Annotated in this window: 16 protein-coding genes and 1 tRNA gene; 7 read left to right on the top strand and 10 right to left on the bottom strand. The window is 68.7% G+C overall.

Going from position 1 to position 15651, the window contains the following annotated elements:
• Positions 1–149: 149 nt before the first annotated feature.
• Both ABTX24_RS05025 and ABTX24_RS05030 read right to left on the bottom strand, forming a co-directional pair.
• Positions 150–326: a DUF6104 family protein gene (locus tag ABTX24_RS05025; protein ID WP_008362094.1), complete on the bottom strand. Its 177-nt coding sequence runs from the start codon at positions 324–326 to the stop codon at positions 150–152.
• Positions 327–353: 27 nt separating this feature from the next.
• Positions 354–1040, bottom strand: coding sequence for a TetR/AcrR family transcriptional regulator (locus ABTX24_RS05030; RefSeq protein WP_201451246.1), 687 nt, complete (start codon positions 1038–1040; stop codon positions 354–356).
• 86 nt (positions 1041–1126) lie between these two features.
• Between ABTX24_RS05030 and ABTX24_RS05035 the strand changes: the two genes are divergently transcribed.
• Positions 1127–3298, top strand: coding sequence for an MMPL family transporter (locus ABTX24_RS05035; protein WP_350837860.1), 2172 nt, complete (start codon positions 1127–1129; stop codon positions 3296–3298).
• Between the two features lie 64 nt (positions 3299–3362).
• Here the strand turns inward: ABTX24_RS05035 and ABTX24_RS05040 are convergent, their stop codons facing one another.
• Positions 3363–7109 (bottom strand): multifunctional oxoglutarate decarboxylase/oxoglutarate dehydrogenase thiamine pyrophosphate-binding subunit/dihydrolipoyllysine-residue succinyltransferase subunit, encoded by a 3747-nt coding sequence (locus ABTX24_RS05040; protein WP_350837862.1) that lies wholly within the window; start codon positions 7107–7109, stop codon positions 3363–3365.
• Positions 7110–7329: 220 nt separating this feature from the next.
• On the opposite strand from ABTX24_RS05040, the gene ABTX24_RS05045 reads away from it, so the two are divergent.
• Positions 7330–7983 (top strand): hypothetical protein, encoded by a 654-nt coding sequence (locus ABTX24_RS05045; RefSeq protein ID WP_350837864.1) that lies wholly within the window; start codon positions 7330–7332, stop codon positions 7981–7983.
• Complete coding sequence (locus ABTX24_RS05050) at positions 7980–8927, top strand: LCP family protein (RefSeq protein WP_160027699.1); 948 nt, start codon at positions 7980–7982, stop codon at positions 8925–8927. The genes ABTX24_RS05045 and ABTX24_RS05050 overlap by 4 nt, the downstream gene beginning before the upstream one ends.
• Before the next feature lie 13 nt (positions 8928–8940).
• Here ABTX24_RS05050 and ABTX24_RS05055 read toward each other — a convergent pair whose 3' ends face one another.
• Positions 8941–9789: an alpha/beta fold hydrolase gene (locus tag ABTX24_RS05055; protein ID WP_350837866.1), complete on the bottom strand. Its 849-nt coding sequence runs from the start codon at positions 9787–9789 to the stop codon at positions 8941–8943.
• A gap of 51 nt (positions 9790–9840) precedes the next feature.
• On the opposite strand from ABTX24_RS05055, the gene ABTX24_RS05060 reads away from it, so the two are divergent.
• Positions 9841–10602, top strand: coding sequence for a lysophospholipid acyltransferase family protein (locus tag ABTX24_RS05060; protein ID WP_160027703.1), 762 nt, complete (start codon positions 9841–9843; stop codon positions 10600–10602).
• 2 nt (positions 10603–10604) lie between these two features.
• Here the strand turns inward: ABTX24_RS05060 and ABTX24_RS05065 are convergent, their stop codons facing one another.
• From ABTX24_RS05065 to ABTX24_RS05075, 3 genes are read right to left on the bottom strand one after another with little or no spacing between them, the layout of a single operon-like run.
• Positions 10605–10949 carry a MazG-like family protein gene (locus ABTX24_RS05065; RefSeq protein ID WP_350837868.1) on the bottom strand — a complete coding sequence of 115 codons (345 nt, stop codon included), beginning with the start codon at positions 10947–10949 and terminating at the stop codon, positions 10605–10607.
• A gap of 54 nt (positions 10950–11003) precedes the next feature.
• Positions 11004–11351, bottom strand: a complete 348-nt coding sequence (locus ABTX24_RS05070; RefSeq protein WP_160027707.1) for a VOC family protein — start codon at positions 11349–11351, stop codon at positions 11004–11006.
• Positions 11352–11400: 49 nt separating this feature from the next.
• The gene (locus tag ABTX24_RS05075; RefSeq protein WP_350837870.1) at positions 11401–11976 is read right to left on the bottom strand and encodes an acetoacetate decarboxylase family protein; all 576 of its coding nucleotides are present in this window, start codon (positions 11974–11976) and stop codon (positions 11401–11403) included.
• A 136-nt stretch (positions 11977–12112) separates the two neighbouring features.
• Here ABTX24_RS05075 and ABTX24_RS05080 point away from each other — a divergent pair, with 136 nt between their 5' ends.
• The 3 genes from ABTX24_RS05080 to ABTX24_RS05090 are packed head-to-tail and all read left to right on the top strand — an operon-like array spanning position 12113 to position 13707.
• Positions 12113–12319, top strand: a complete 207-nt coding sequence (locus ABTX24_RS05080; RefSeq protein ID WP_350837872.1) for a DUF4287 domain-containing protein — start codon at positions 12113–12115, stop codon at positions 12317–12319.
• 36 nt (positions 12320–12355) lie between these two features.
• Complete coding sequence (locus ABTX24_RS05085; protein ID WP_350837874.1) at positions 12356–13198, top strand: class I SAM-dependent methyltransferase; 843 nt, start codon at positions 12356–12358, stop codon at positions 13196–13198.
• A complete protein-coding gene (locus ABTX24_RS05090; RefSeq protein ID WP_350837876.1) occupies positions 13195–13707 on the top strand; it encodes a hypothetical protein in 513 nt (170 codons plus the stop codon). Before ABTX24_RS05085 ends, ABTX24_RS05090 begins: the two co-directional genes overlap by 4 nt.
• Positions 13708–13718: 11 nt before the next feature.
• Here ABTX24_RS05090 and ABTX24_RS05095 read toward each other — a convergent pair whose 3' ends face one another.
• From ABTX24_RS05095 to ABTX24_RS05105, 3 genes are all read right to left on the bottom strand, one after another.
• Complete coding sequence (locus tag ABTX24_RS05095) at positions 13719–14387, bottom strand: HAD family hydrolase (RefSeq protein WP_350837878.1); 669 nt, start codon at positions 14385–14387, stop codon at positions 13719–13721.
• A 183-nt stretch (positions 14388–14570) separates the two neighbouring features.
• A complete protein-coding gene (locus ABTX24_RS05100) occupies positions 14571–15467 on the bottom strand; it encodes a DUF1963 domain-containing protein (protein ID WP_350837880.1) in 897 nt (298 codons plus the stop codon).
• A gap of 108 nt (positions 15468–15575) precedes the next feature.
• Positions 15576–15648, bottom strand: a tRNA-Arg gene (locus tag ABTX24_RS05105).
• Positions 15649–15651: the final 3 nt, after the last annotated feature.

The raw sequence follows: 15651 nt of genomic DNA on the forward strand, positions 1-15651 counted from the left end.
CACTTGGAGTTGCGGCGCACGTCACCGATGAGCACCGTCGCCACGACCCAGGCGAGGTAGCCGGTGGCTAGATACGCAGGTCCGATGAACCATGGTTTCGTCGCCCACAACTGATTTCTCGGCTCGCCAGACCTGAGGATTCGGCAGGGTCAGTCCTCGGGGTCGTCGAGACGAGCCAGCCAGGTGGCGAGGCGCTCGATGGCCGTCTCGTGCTCGGGGTGTACGTCGACGAATGCCTGGAGCTGCTCGGCCAGCCAGGCGAGGGTGACCTCCTCGTCGCCCCGACGGGTGACGAGCTCCTCGATGCCGCGGTCGGTGAAGTACATGGCGTCAGTCTTTCATTCTCCGGTTGATCAGTTGCCAGTCAGTGGTGCGTCGGAGGCCGGGCCTCCGGAGAGGCCGCGTACGACCATGCCGAGGGTGGCGTTGATGAGCCGATCACGCTCTGAGTCGGGGCAGGTGCGGTAGGGACCGTCGACGAGCAGGACCGCGAGGCCGTGGACGGTGGACCAGGCCGCCGTCTCGGCGTCGGGGCGAAGCTCTGGGGCCAGCCAGCCGGCCGCGACGAGGTCGTCGAGGGCTGTGGTGAGGAAGGCGTATGGCGGGGCCTCGGCGAGGATCGCGGACATCTCCCCGGGCGGGTGTGGGTCTCCGTCGTGCGGGCGGAGGAAGGCGGTGCGGAACAGGCCGGGCTGAGCGAGCGCGAAGCGGATGTAGCCGCGCCCGGCCGCCGCGAGGCGCTGTACGGCGGCCTCGGCCGGATGCGGTGCCGGTTTCTCGGCGGCCAGGAGGTCGAGGATCGTCGCGGCCAGCCGGTCCATGGCCTCGTGCTTGGCGGCGACGAGCAGGTCGGCCTGGTTGGCGAAGTGGCGGTAGGTCGCGGTCGGGGTCACGCCGACGGCACGGGCTGCGGCTCGGATGGTCACCGCGTCCGGGCCGCCCTCCTCGGCAAGCGTCGCGGCCGCATCGACCAGTGCGTTCCGGAGGTCGCCGTGGTGGTAGGGCCGGGCGCCCTCGTCCGAGCTCTCTGAGGGTTTCACGGAATTCATGTTGACACCTGCCCACATCAAAGGGAAAGTTAACACCTGCAAAGTTTACGCCTGCCCACATTCATTCTGGAGGAATCGTGTTCCACCGACTCGGCACCCTCGTGGTGCGAAATCCGCGCCGGGTCCTGGTGATCGGCCTGATCGCCCTCCTCGGCGCGATCTATCTGGCCACCTCGGCCTTCGGCAAGCTCGACGACGCCGGCTTCGACGACCCCGCCTCGGAGAGCAGCCGTGCTGCCACCGCACTGGAGGAGGGCTTCGGGAACGGGGCCGGCTTCCTCCTGACCGTCAGCGCCGCCGACGGCGCGGTGACCGACGGCGCGGCGGCGAAGGACGCTCAGGCGCTCGTCGACCGTCTTCGAGCAGATGACGACCTGACCGACGTCGTCTCCTACCTCGATGCCCCCGGTCCCGGCATGATCTCGGACGACGGCACCCACGGCCTGATCTCCGTCGGCGCGAAGAACCCGGAAACAGTCGACGCCGCCGCGGTGATCGACCGCTACACCGACGAGACCGCGGCCGACGGCGCCACGACGGTCCACGTCGGCGGCCAGCTCGCGACCTTCGAGGAGGTCGGCAGCCAGATCGGCGCCGACCTCGCCCTTGCCGAGGCGATCGCGATCCCGCTGATGATCGCGCTGCTGGTCCTGGCCTTCGGCAACGTCGTCGCCGCCGCCGTCACGATCGGAGTCGGAGGGTTCGCCATCGCCGGCACCTTCGCCGAGCTCTCGATCCTCGGCAACTTCACCGACGTCTCCATCTACGCCCTCAACCTGACGACCGGCCTCGGGCTCGGCCTCGCCGTGGACTACGGCCTGCTGATGGTGGCGAGAGTCCGTGAGGAGCGAGCCGCTGGAGCCGAGCACGCCGACGCCGTCGTACGCGCCGTGGAGACCGCCGGCCGGACGATCGTCTTCAGCGCCACCACGGTCGCGGTCTCACTGGCCTCGCTACTAGTCTTCCCGCTCTACTTCCTGCGCTCCTCGGCGTACGCCGGCATCGGGGTCATGGTGATCACCGCGGTGGTCGCGGTGGTGCTGCTCCCCGCCACGATCACCCTCCTGGGCGACCGGATCGACGCTCTCCGCGTCCCCGGCGTCCGCGGCCTCCGCGGTGGCGCCGCTCCGTTCTGGACCCGGCTGGCCGGCTTCGTCACCAAGCGGCCGTGGGTCGCGCTCCCCGTGGTGGCCGTCCTGCTCGCGATGGCCGCGCCGCTGGCCGGCATCGAGTTCGGCACTCCCGACGACCGGGTCCTCCCGGCATCGGCCGGGAGCCGCCAGGCCGGCGACCTGCTGCGAGAGGAGTTCGACGGCGACGGCACCAGCCCCATCCGCGTCGTGACCACCTCGACCATCGACGACGAGAGCCTGGCGACGTACGCCGCCGACCTCTCCCGGGTCGACGACGTCGATCGTGTCGACACCCGCGTCGGGACGTACGTCGACGGCACCCTCGCCTCGAAGACACCGGCCCTCCCGCCCGGGGACGGCGCGGACGAGCTCGCCGTCGTCAACCAGCTCGACCGTCAGTCCGAGGAGGCGCGTGACCTGGTCCGTGACGTACGCGCCGTCCCGTCTCCGGCGGGGACCGAGGCGCTCGTCGGCGGCGGCGCCGCGGAGCTGCTGGACTCTCTCGACGCCATCGGCGCCAAGCTCCCGTTCGCCGTCGGCGGGCTTGCGATCGCGATGGTGGTGATCCTGTTCCTGTTCACCGGCAGCCTGGTCCAGCCGCTTCGGGCGCTGGTGCTCAACGTCATCGGTCTCGGCGCGACGGTCGGGACGACCGTGCTGATCTTCCAGGAGGGATTCGGTGCCGATCTGCTCGGCTTCACCGCGATGCCGCTGAACGTCTCGATGGTGGTCCTGCTGCTGGTGATCGCGTTCGGGCTGTCGATGGACTACGAGGTCTTCGTGCTCGGCCGGATCACCGAGATGCGCCGGCGCGGTCTCGGCAACGTCGAGGCGGTCGTCCAGGGGCTGGCTCACACCGGCCGGATCGTCACCACGGCCGCTGCTCTGATCGCGACCAGCTTCTTCGCGTTCATGGTCAGCGACATCAGCTTCATGAAGTTCTTCGGCCTCGGGGTCGGCCTGGCGATCCTCATCGACGCGGTCCTGATCCGCGGCATCCTCCTCCCGGCAGCCATGCGGATGCTCGGGGAGGCGGCCTGGTGGGCACCCCGCCCGCTGCGACGTCTTCACAAGAAGGTGGGCCTGAGCGAGGAGCCGGTCCCGGTACCGGTCTGACGGCAAAACCACGCCGAGTCGGCGCGTTAGAACGCGCCGACTCGGCGTTTGGTGTGGTGCGGGATCAGGCGAAGGCGCGCTCGATGAGCTCCTTCTGCTCGACCGTGTGCCGCTTGATGGTGCCGACGGCGGTGGTGGAGGAGGCCGGGCGGGTGATCGGCTCGACCTCGCGGCCCAGCTCGGGAACCACGTTGAGGTAGTAGCTCGGCCACGGGCCCTGGTTGAAGGGCTCGTCCTGGACCCACTTGACCTTGGCGTTGGGGTATTTCGCGAGCTCGGTGGCGAGCTCCGCGGTCGGCCACGGGTAGAGCTGCTCGACGCGGACGATCGCGACGTCGTCGCGGCCCCGCTTCTTACGCTCGACCGTGAGGTCCCAGGTGAGGCGGCCGGAGACCAGCAGGACGGTGCTGACCTTCGCGGCGTCCGCCTCGGTGTCGGCGATGACCGGCTGGAACGAACCCGAGGTGAAGTCGGCCGGCTGGGAGGCGGCCTCCTTGCGGCGCAGCATCGACTTCGGTGTGAAGACGATCAGCGGCCGGTGCTCGGCGCCGAGGGTGTGCGTACGCAGCAGGTGGAAGTACGACGCCGGCGAGGACGGCTGAGCCACGACCATGGCGTCGTCGGCACACAGCGTGAGGAACCGCTCGATGCGCGCCGAGGAGTGGTCGGCACCCTGGCCCTCGTAGCCGTGCGGCAGCAGCAGCACGACACCGGAGTCCTGGCCCCACTTGGTCTTGCCTGCGGAGATGTACTCGTCGATCACCGACTGGGCGCCGTTGACGAAGTCACCGAACTGCGCCTCCCACAGGACCAGCGCGTCCGGCCGTGCGACCGAGTAGCCGTACTCGAAGCCGAGTGCTGCGTACTCGGAGAGCAGGGAGTCGTAGACGTAGAACTTCGCCTGGTCCTCGGTGAGGTTGTTGAGCGGCGTCCACTCGTCGGCGTTCTTGCGGTCGATCATGGTCGCGAAGCGCTGCACGAAGGTGCCGCGACGCGAGTCCTGACCGGCCAGACGCACCGGGCGCCCGTCCATCAGGAGCGACCCGAACGCCAGCGTCTCGCCGGTGCCCCAGTCGATGCCGCCGTCGGTGATCTGGGTCGCGCGACGCTGCAGCTGCGGCATCACCTTCGGGTGGACCGTGAAGCCCTCCGGCGGGGTGACGTACGCATCCGCGATCCGCTTCAGCACATCGTTGGTGATCGCGGTGACGGTCTCGCCGGCAGGCTTCTCGGGGTAGTCCGGGACGGTCTCCCAGGCCTGCGGCATCTTGTCGGCCTCGCGCACCTCGGTGAAGACCTGCTCCAGGCGAGCCTGGTAGGCGGCCAGCACCTGCTCCGCCTCCTCGATCGTGATGTCACCACGACCGATCAGCGACTCGGTGTAGAGCTTGCGGACCGAACGCTTCTGCTCGATCAGGTCGTACATCATCGGCTGGGTGAACGACGGGTCGTCGCCCTCGTTGTGACCGCGGCGGCGGTAGCAGATGAGGTCGATGACGACGTCCTTGTTGAACGCCTGGCGGTACTCGAAGGCGAGCCGCGCGACGCGCACGCAGGCCTCCGGGTCGTCGCCGTTCACGTGGAAGATCGGCGCCTGGACCATCCGAGCGACGTCGGTGGCGTAGAGCGAGGAGCGCGAGGAGCCCGGCGAGGTGGTGAACCCGACCTGGTTGTTGATGACCAGGTGGACGGTGCCACCGGTGCGGTAGCCACGCAGCTGGGACAGGTTGAGCGTCTCCGCGACCACACCCTGGCCGGCGAAGGCGGCGTCACCGTGGACCAGGAGCGGCAGGACCGGGAAGACCGCGCCCTGGTCGAGCACGTCCTGCTTGGCGCGGGCGATGCCCTCCAGGACCGGGTCGACGGTCTCGAGGTGGGACGGGTTGGCGGCGACGGAGACCTTGATCGTGTCGCCCAGGTCGGAGAGGAACTCGCCCTCGGCACCGAGGTGGTACTTCACGTCGCCGGAGCCCTGGACCGTGCGCGGGTCGATGTTGCCCTCGAACTCGCGGAAGATCTGGTTGTAGGACTTGCCGACGATGTTGGCGAGCACGTTGAGGCGGCCGCGGTGGGCCATACCGATCGTGACCTCGTCCAGACCGGCCTCGGCGGCGGCCTCGCAGACCTCGTCGATGACCGGGATCGCGGTCTCGCCACCCTCGAGGGAGAAGCGCTTCTGGCCGACGAACTTGGTCTGCAGGAAGGTCTCGAAGGCCTCGGCCTCGTTGAGCTTCGACAGGATCCGGAGCTGCTCCTGGCGCGGGGTCTTGTCGTAGGGCCGCTCGACGCGGTCCTGGATCCACCGGCGCTGCTCGGGGTCCTGGATGTGCATGTACTCGATGCCGGTGGTGCGGACGTAGGAGTCACGCAGGACACCGAGGATCTCGCGCAGCTTCATGAACGGCTTGCGGCCGCCGGCGAAGGAGCCGACCGGGAACTCGCGGTCGAGGTCCCACAGGGTCAGCCCGTGCGACTCGATCTGCAGGTCGGGGTGCGAACGCTGCTTGTACTCCAGCGGGTCGGTGTCGGCCATCATGTGACCACGCACGCGGTGGGCGTGGATGATCTCGCCGACCTTGACCTGCTTGGAGATCTGGTCGTCGTGGGTGGTGTCGATGTCCTGGTTCCAGCGGATCGGCTCGTAGGGGATCCGCAGCGACGCGAAGATCTCGTCGTAGAAGTCGTTCTCACCGAGCAGGAGCCGGTGGACGGTGGCCAGGAACTCGCCGGACTGGGCGCCCTGGATGACCCGGTGGTCGTACGTCGAGGTCATCGTCATGATCCGCGAGACCGCGTTCTGGGCGAGCTTCGAGGGGGAGGCGCCCTGGAACTCAGGCGGGTAGTCCATCGAGCCGACGCCGATGATCGCGGCCTGGCCCTGCATCAGCCGCGGCACCGAGTTGTTGGTGCCGATGCCACCGACGTTGGTCAGGCTGACCGTGGTGCCGGAGTAGTCGGCCATGGACAGCTTGTTGTCCTTGGCCTTGCGGACGATGTCCTCGTACGCGGTCCAGAAGCCGGCGAAGTCCATCAGCTCGCAGCCCTTGATGGAGGGCGCGACGAGCTGGCGGGTGCCGTCCTTCTTCTGCTGGTCGATGGCCAGACCGAGGTTGATGTGCGGCGGGGTCACCTGGGTCGGCTTGCCGTCGATCTCGGCGTAGGTGTTGTTCATCGCCGGCATCGCCTTGATCGCCTTGATGATGGCGTAGCCGATGAGGTGGGTGAAGGAGACCTTGCCACCGCGAGCGCGCTTGAGGTGGTTGTTGATGACCGTGCGGTTGTCCCACAGCAGCTTGACCGGCATGTTGCGCACGGAGGTCGCGGTCGGCACCGAGAGCGACACGTCCATGTTCTTGGCCGTGGCGGCGGGGATGCCGCGCAGCGTGGTGTAGGTCGGCTCGTCGGTGACGGCGACGGCGGTCGGCTTCGGGGCGTCCTTGGGGGTGGGCGTCGCGGTGCCCGTGGCCGGCTCGGCGGCCTGCGCGGCCGGACGCGGCTTCGCCTTGGGGGCCGGAGCCGCCTTGGCGGCCGGCGCCTCGGCGGAGGCGGGGGTGGTCGGCGCGGGCGCGTTCGCCGGCGCGCCGGCCGGTGCGGTGGGGACCGGAGACTTGGCAGCGGGCTTCGCCGGGGCCGCCGCGCCGTTCGGCGACGCGCCAGGCTGTCCGTTGGTCTCGAAGAACTTCACCCACACGGGGTCAACACTGCTGGGATCCTTCGTGTACTGGTCGTACATCTCCTCGACCAGCCACTCGTTGGCGCCGAATTCCGCTGGGATGTCGGCAGTGTTGGGGGACGGGGTGCCTGAGGACACGGCTTGATTCGCCTCTTCCGAATTTTCGCACTGTAAGAAATGGGTTGCCCACGGGCAAGGCTATCCCCACGAACACGCAAATGCCCGATGCAGGTTCTCCCTGTGGACAGGATGTAATCCGTCCCACATCTTGCGTTACCGACCGGGTGTACGCGCAACCCGGGTCGGTGTGCGTACAGTGGCCCGGTCCCGGAGCAGGTCTATGAGGCGGATTCCCCACATGACGAGCAGCAGTACGAGGCGCCTTTCGCGCGTCGCAACGGCACTCACGGCGGCGGCCCTGAGCAGCACCTTGGCACTCACCGGATGCGGCGGTGAGCCCGACGAGCCGGCCGCTTCGCCATCCCCGTCGCCGGCCCCGGCGGCCACGGTCAAGTCGGCCGCGAAGCTCGTCCACGTGCAGGGCAAGTTCCCCAAGAGCCGGCACCAGGCGGTCTCCACCAACGTGGCCAAGGTCGTCGACCGGTGGCTGCAGGCGGCGTACGTCGGGGGTGACTACCCGCGCGAGACCTCGACCTTCACGGCGAAGTCCTTCCCGGGCTTCTCCAAGGGCGCGATCGCCCAGGCGGGCAAGCAGATGACGCAGATGAGCAACGCCACGATCGCTCCTCACATCGACGGGGTCGTGGTGGTCGCCAGCGACGTCCACGTCGATCTGCTGGCCAACAACAACTACCCGGTCGGCGCGGTCGCCCGGGTGCGGCTGGTCTACGACACCACGGGTGACCGGGCCTCACGCCAGACCGTCCGCGGCACCCTCGACATGGTGCCGACCAAGACCTCCTGGGCCGTCTTCGGCTTCAACATCACCCGCGAGGAGAAGCTGGCCACGGCGCCGTCCGCCTCGCCGAGCCCCTCGGGAGACAAGTCATGAACCGGATGACGACGCTCGTACGCCGCCGCCTCCTGACCACGCTCGCGCTGGGCGTGGTGCTCGCGCTGACCGCGGTCCTGGTGCCTGACGCCGAGGTCGCCGAGCCGCGCGCGGAGCTGATCGCGACCAAGTGGGCCAAGGGTCTCGACGTCGCCAAGTTCACCCGCAAGGGCGGCACGATCTGGGTCCTCGCCGTCGGTTCGGACGCCCGCCCGGGCCAGAAGGTCACCCGCAGCCGCGGCGACGCGCTGCACCTGATCGGCTTCAACCCGTCCTCGGGCTACGCGACCGACATCAGCATCCCGCGCGACTCCTACGTCAACATCCCCGGCCACGGGCGCGACAAGATCAACTCGGCGCTGCTCTACGGCGGCCCGAGGCTGATGGGCCGCGCTGTCGGCAACCTGGTCGGCGTGCAGCCGCAGTACGTCTTCGTCACCTCCTTCTCCGGCATGAGCGACATGGTGATCGGGATCGGCGGCGTCGACGTCGACAACCCGCGTGCCTTCAGCGATCCGTACGTCGCCCGCTACGGCTTCAAGAAGGGCCGGATCCACATCAGCGGCCCGCACTCGGTCGACTTCGCGCGGGCCCGCAAGACGCTGCCCGGCGGTGACTTCGACCGTTCGGCGAACCAGTCTCGGGTCATCCGCGGCATCCACCGCAAGATCGTCGCCCGGCAGTACGACATCGGCTTCAAGGCCAAGGGCGTCTCGCTGGTGATGAAGAAGATGCACACCACCGGCCTCTCCGGTCGCGACCTCTATCAGCTCGCCAACGCCGTCGCCGCGATCAACCCGGGCAAGATCCGCACCTGCGTCGTTCCCGGAGGGATCGGCAACGCCGGCGCCGCCAGCGTCGTCTTCCCGAACGTCGGGGCGGCCCGGGCGATGGGCAACGACGCGCGCAACGACGGCCGGCTCAACCGCGGCTGCCGCGGCTGAGCGACCGGCTGAGTCACTGGTGCGCGGCCACGAAGTCGCGCACCAGCGGAGCGATCCGCTCGGGATGATCGGCAACCACCCAGTGTGAGCCGGCGACCTCGCGGATCGTCAGGTCCGCGACGTACGGCTGCGGGGCCTCGGTCGCCAGCGCCCGGCTGACGTAGACGTCACCGGTCGGGGCGATGACCTGTACCGGGACGGTGACCGGCCGCGGCTGCGGGTGTCCCATCCGGGCGATCGCGTTGGCGCGGTAGAGCTCGAGGCCGTTGATCCGGTCGGCCTGGGTGCGGTCCACGGCCGAGCCGCCGACGATCCGGTCGAGGAACCCGGAGCGCCAGGCGAGCTCGGGGAGCAGCGGCGCCTGGAAGAACCCGATGTAGGTCGACTCGGCACCCTGCTTGAGGCGCTCGAGGACGCCGCGGGCGGTCCGTGCCGGCGTACGCAGCCAGGCCCCGGTCTGGTCGAGGCTCGGTCCCGAGATCGAGGTGAACGACGCGATCCGCTCGGACGGCACGTTGCCGGCGACCGCCTCCCAGGTCTGGGTCGAGCCCCAGTCGTGGGCGAGCAGATGCACCGGCGCCGACGGGCTTACCGCGTCGATGACGGACTGCAGATCTGCGTTGAGCTGCTCGATCAGATAGCCCTCGCGCGTGGCCGGTGCCTGCGAGCTGCCGTGGCCGCGTACGTCGTAGGTCACGATCCGCAGCTCGCTGCCGAGGATCCTCACCAACGGGAGCCAGACGCTGGCGTTGTCGGGGTAGCCGTGGACGCAGACCAGCGTCGGGCGGGTGTCGCCGGGAGACCCGAAGTCGGTGACGGCCAGCCGGAGCCCGTCGGTCGTCGTCACGTAAAGGCTGCTCACGTGGGCGAGGCTAGTCCGGCGGAGTTAAGACCGACGTGACACGATTCGCCCATGGACATCAGCTATCCGGTCACGATCGCCGCGGCTCGCACCTGGTTCAAGCTCGGCGACATCAAGATCAACATGACCGGCGTGGAGCACATCCCCGAGAAGGGCGGTGCCCTGCTGGCGGTCAACCACCTCTCCTTCGTCGACTACATCATGGCCGGTTTCCCCGGGGCGGAGCGCGGCCGGCTGACCCGCTTCATCGCCAAGAAGGAGGTCTTCGACCACCCCGTCGGCGGCCCGGTGATGCGCTCGTTCCACCACATCCCGATCGACCGCAGCTACGGCGCGGCCGGGATGAAGAAGGCCGTCGAGTACCTCCAGAACGGTGAGATCGTCGGGATCTTCCCCGAGGCCACGATCTCCCGCTCGTTCCTGATCAAGGACCTCAAGACCGGCACCGTACGCATCGCCGCCGACGCCGGAGTCCCGCTGATCCCCGTCGTGCTGTGGGGCACCCAGCGGATCATGACGAAGGGTCAGAAGGTCGACCTGTCGCGTCACAAGACCATCGGCATCGAGATCGGCCCGCCGCTGCCGGTGACCGGGGAGGACCCGGCCGCCGAGACCGCTGCGCTCAAGGCGCAGATGGAGGCCATGCTCGACCGGCTGATCAAGGCGCACCCCGCCGATGAGCAGCCCCCGGGCTCGTGGTGGCTGCCGAAGGCGTACGGCGGCTCCGCCCCCACGCTCGAGGAGGCCGAGGCGATGTACGCCGAGGAGCGCAGGCTGCGCGCTCAGCGGAAGGCTGCGAAGCGGAAGTCCTAGCCCTAGGTCGGGGCGCCGGCGCGCTCGGCGACGGCGCCGACCTTCTCGTGGAAGAGGCCGAGCGAACGTGCGTCGTTGCCGGTCATGTGCTCGACCGCGGTCATCGCGGTGATCGCAACATCGAGGAGCTCTTCGACGACGTCGTCGTAGCTGTGGGTGTTGCCCAAAAAAGGGTTCAGTCGGGGATTCTGCCCGGTGGCGCCGATGAGTGCTGCGATTGCCTCGCCTGCCTCTTCGCTCACCTTCGCGACTCTCCCCCAGAGAACGGCTTCCGCGTCGCGATCGCCCTGTGACTCATCGAGCCACCGGGACAGATACGCGAGCAGAGCCGGCGTAGCGTCGGTCATGCGGTCGGAGTCTAGGGTGGTCCCGGTAATTCGGTCGAGCCTTAGGTTTAGCGGCTACTCAGCAGGCTGATAGACCCCGAGCCGGTTTCCGGACGGGTCGGTGAAGATGAACCGACGCCCGCCGGGGTAGTCGTAGGGCGCCTCGGTGATCGTGCCGCCGGCCTTCTCGACGGCCGCGACCGCAGCCTCCAGATCGGCCGTGCGGATCAGCGGGAGCGGGGCGACGGGGGTCTCGGAGGCGTACATCCCGCCGTTCTCGTCCTTGCCGTCGGGCCCGACGATTCCGGCGTACATCCCGCCGTAGTCGTTGAAGGACCAGCCGAAGGCGGACTCGTAGAAGGTGCGGGAGCTCGGGAGGTCGGTGACCGCAAGCTCGAGGTAGTCGATGTGGAGTGCATTCATGCCCCTCGACGCTACCCGCGACCACCGACACTCTCGCGCGGTCGGAGGCTCAGCCGAAGTCGACCTCGAAGCCCTTGCCGCGGAAGGAGCCGAGCTTGGTGGCGTCGCGCAGGTAGGCGAGCGGGCCGTCGGGGTCGAAGTTCCAGCTGCCGCGCGCGGGCAGGAGCTTGGCGCGGCCCTTCATGGTGAGCCAGGCGGTATCGGGGTGCTCCTCGATGCCGGGCTGCTCCACATTGCCCTGCATCGGCACGCGCGGGGCGAGCTGGGTGACGTCGTTGAACTTCGCCGTCGCGATCGGACCGTCGTCGGAGCTCGCCTCCCAGGTGTGGGTGGCCAGCGGCCCCTTGGTGGACGAGCCTCCGCTGAACTTGGCCAGCCCCTTCGGGATCGCCCACAACGTACGCCCGCCGGCCACGGAGTCGGGGGAGTCCACCCAGATGTCGACGACGCTCACCGCCTTCTTTCCGTTGGAAGCGGTGATCACCCGGGCAGAGAGGAGCTCGTGGTAGGTCAGCGGGCTCGGGTCGGTGTAGTCGACCAGCGCGACGGCGTAGATGCCCTTCGGGTGCTGCTCGTCGACGTCGTGGGCGAGCCGGTAGACCGAGAGCCACATCGATCCGTGCATGTGCCAAGGGGCTGGGGGATAGCTGGTCACGTGGGTCTCCCGAATTTCTGTTGTGGTCCGTGTCGAAGCGGTCATGCTCGGTTCGACGCGTAGGCGCGTGGCGATCGTCGCCACGTTTTACTCAAGGAGACCAGAGATGACCGACCAGGTGAAGGGCCCCGCCGCCTACTTCCCGTCCATCGAGAAGAAGTACGGCCGCCCGGTCGCGGAGTGGCAGCAGATCATCCGCGACAGCGGGATCGCCAAGCACATGGAGCTCGTGAAGCATCTGAAGACCGAGTACGCCCTCGGGCACGGTCACGCCAACGCTCTCGTCGCCCACACCCTCGCCGAGGGCATCTGACCTGCGCCAGGGACCGGCATGGGGTTCACTTCTGCCATGCGCGAGGGACCGTTGGAGATCACCGACCTGCTGTGGTCGGATTCGGGTGAGCCGGTGGTTCGGGCGGAGGCGGTCGCGCTGCTGCGATCGCGCGGGCAGTCGCGGGCGGCGCGGACGGTTTCCATGCTGCCTGAGCGAGACGGTCTCCTCGATCGGGACGCCACCGACGCGCTTGGGCTTCGGATCCATCGTGAGCTGCAGCGGCTCGGGGAGGAGCTGCAGCTGGGGCGGCGGGTGGCGTCGGTGGTGCGTACGTTGCTGCCTGCGGGTGACGAACCGGTGCGGGTCGTCGACGTCGGCTGCGGGCTCGGGCACGTGCTGCGGTCGATCGCGGCTCGTGGGGAGCTCCCTGAGCATGTCGAGCTGGTCGGTGTCGACCTCAACGCCACGCTCGTCACCGAGGCCTCGCGACTCGCCACGATCGAAGGGCTGGACTGCCGGTTCGTCTCGGGCGACGCGTTCGAGCCGGGCGTCGTCGTCGAGGACGGAGCCCGGACCGTGATCGTGTCCAGCGGTCTCATGCATCACCTCGCGCCGGAGGACCTGGACGGGTTCTTCGCCGCCCAGGCGCGGCTGGGAGTCGCGGCGTTCGTGCACTGGGACATCGCGCCGTGCCTGTGGTCGACGGTGGGCGCCTGGATCTTCCACCAGGCGCGGATGCGCGAGGCCGTCTCACGCCACGACGGCGTGATGTCGGCACGCCGGGCCCATCCGGCCGAGACGCTGCTGGCGGCCGCGGGCCGTGGTGCGTCCGGCTACGCCATCGAGGTGCGCGAGGGTTCGCGCTGGCATCCGAGGGCGCTCGACGTACTCCGCCCGCTCGTCGGGGTGCACCGATGAGCCTGGTGGTCCTCGTGCTGCTCGGTCTCCTCGACGCCGCCTTCAGCGGGTTCCGCTCCGCACAGGGACGCAGCGGGCTGATCGACCACGCGGATGACGACCGCGCAGGCATGTTCCGCGGGGTCCGCCTGTTCTCGTGGCTGTCGGCGGCGGCGGTCGTCGCCTTCGTGGTCGACCTGGTCCTGGGGCGGGACCTCGAGGCGTACGTCGCGGCCGCCGACCTGTTCCTGCTGGTCATCGCGCCGTTCGCCACCGTCGTGCTGCTCGCGCTGGCGGCGTACGGGATGCTGCGCTGGGAGCTGAGATACCTCGCCTCCGCGATCATTCTCGGGCCGTGCACCTTTCTGCGCCCGTACGTCGTGGCGGCCGCCGCGGTCGTCGTGATCGTCCGCGCCGGGGACGTGAGCGTGGCCGTCGCCGCCACCCTCGCCGTCATCGCGGTGCTCGCCGTCGAGCCGATCCTCGACGGATTACGCTCGGTAGGTCGTAGAGCCGGCTCGTCCAGCTAAGCCCGAGCGGGTCACAGACGGATACCGCAAGCCGACAGTTGCTCGATGAGAGCTGAGTGGCTGGAGCTGCGGTCCGGCGTCGCGCCGACGGGGGAGGCGGCATCGGCGACGGGGCTGAAGGTCCAGTGCACGGTGGGCATGCCGATCGATCGGGCGGCTTCGACGTTGCTCGCCTTGTCGTCGATGAAGACGATCTCGTGCGGGGCGGCGCCGATCCGCGCGGCGGCGCGGTGGAAGAACTTCGGCTCGGGCTTGGCGATGCCGAGATCGAAGGAGTAGCAGCTCACGTCGAACAGATCGTCGTAGCCGAGCGCGGTGCGCATGAAGGTTGCACGGTGCTCGGCCTGGTTGGTGCCTAGGTGCACCCCGTAACCGGCTGCGCGCACTCGGTGCACGACCTCGGCCGACTCCGGATGGACCTCAACTCGGTTCCACACGGCGGCATAGACCTCCTCGGCTGGCGCCGTCGCGCCGTACCCCGACAGCAGGTCGGCGAGGATGGCGAGAAAGTCGCCGTCCGCGCCGGCTTGCATCGGAGCCTCCTTCGCCCATGCGGCGAGGAGGAACTCCTCGGCACTGTCGCCGACGAACTGCGCGACGGCTGCGTGCCAGCCCCCGGGGAGATGTTGGAGGACGCCGTCGGCGTCGAAGAGGACGTGGCGTACGGGTGAGGGGCTCATGCTGCGGACAGTTTGGCATGGCGGCCACCCGAGCGGGAGCAATCCGCGGGCGTCGGTTTCCCCGGATAGCCGTACGTCCAGTCGAGTTTTCACGAATGCTCTGCATCGTCGGTGCCCGGCCAGGAACCGAACCTGCGACCTACCGTCCGAGCGATGAGTCGCTCGGACGGTCGATACTGCTGGTCAGCCGCATTGCCAGGTGAACGAGATCTCGCCCAATGCCTCCGTGCTGGTCGTGTCCGTGCGAGTCATCCAGTAGAGGGCTCCGGCATCCCCCCACATCATCTCGCTGGTGTTGTCGGAGTCGAGTTGGAGAAGAAGTGACCAGCCCAAGGCCTCCGAGACCTCACGAGCCGGTTCTTGTCCGTCTGGGCCGGTCAGGACCTCGAGCTCGACGGGGCCTTGGATGGGGAATGCCCAGCCACCGATCTGGTGACCGACGTCCGACATGTCCCAGAGGGCATCCGTGAAGCCGTCGCCGTTCAGAGGATGTCTCCGCCACGTGTCATAGGGGAGGCCGATCGCATCGAACTCCTGCAGCACGGCCGGGTGGTCGGGTCCCGGACATGTGGTTGCCGCGGTCCCGGTGAGCGTCTGCTCGGGATACGAGTAGTGCCCCTGGGGCAGCGGTCTCTGCGCACAAGTCTCCGGCGCGGCATCCAGATGGATGAGTCGCATCCCCTCCAGCGTCCCCGCACTGGCCATGACGAGCTCGACGCCGCCGTCGAGGGACCCGTCGAAGTAGAAGACCAGGAGACGTCCGTACGTCGGCAGCTTGATGTCGAGCTCGAGGCCGCTGCGATGGAGCGCCGCCAGATCGATCTCTGCCAGATACGAGAGTGCGCCGTGATCGGGCCAATGTGGCCACTCGAAGTCTTCAGGGACGCGGGCGAGGCCGCCGAGTCGAGCGATGGCTGAGTCGTCGGGGCCGGCAGGGACGAGGCGTACCGCGGGACGGGCCAAGGCGAGCCAACGCCGAGAGACGTCGTCAGGAAGGTACGTCGCGGCGAGCCGCTCAAGGAGGCTGCGGTCGCTCTCTCCGGGCTCGCGGGCGAGGGGAGCGATAGGGGCGTCGTTCATTCGGCACAGACTGGCATGGGCTGCCGACACGTGCACGTCGATGCTTCGGACGCTGCCGATTATTGCCGGATATGAGAGAAACCGCTGGTCACCCAGCGGTTTCATCTGTGCCCCCGGCAGGAATCGAACCTGCGGCCTACGGTACCGGAAACCGGCGCTCTATCCCCTGAGCTACGGAGGCTAT

It is taken from the genome of Nocardioides sp. NPDC127514 (assembly GCF_040302125.1).
GTDB lineage: Bacteria > Actinomycetota > Actinomycetes > Propionibacteriales > Nocardioidaceae > Nocardioides.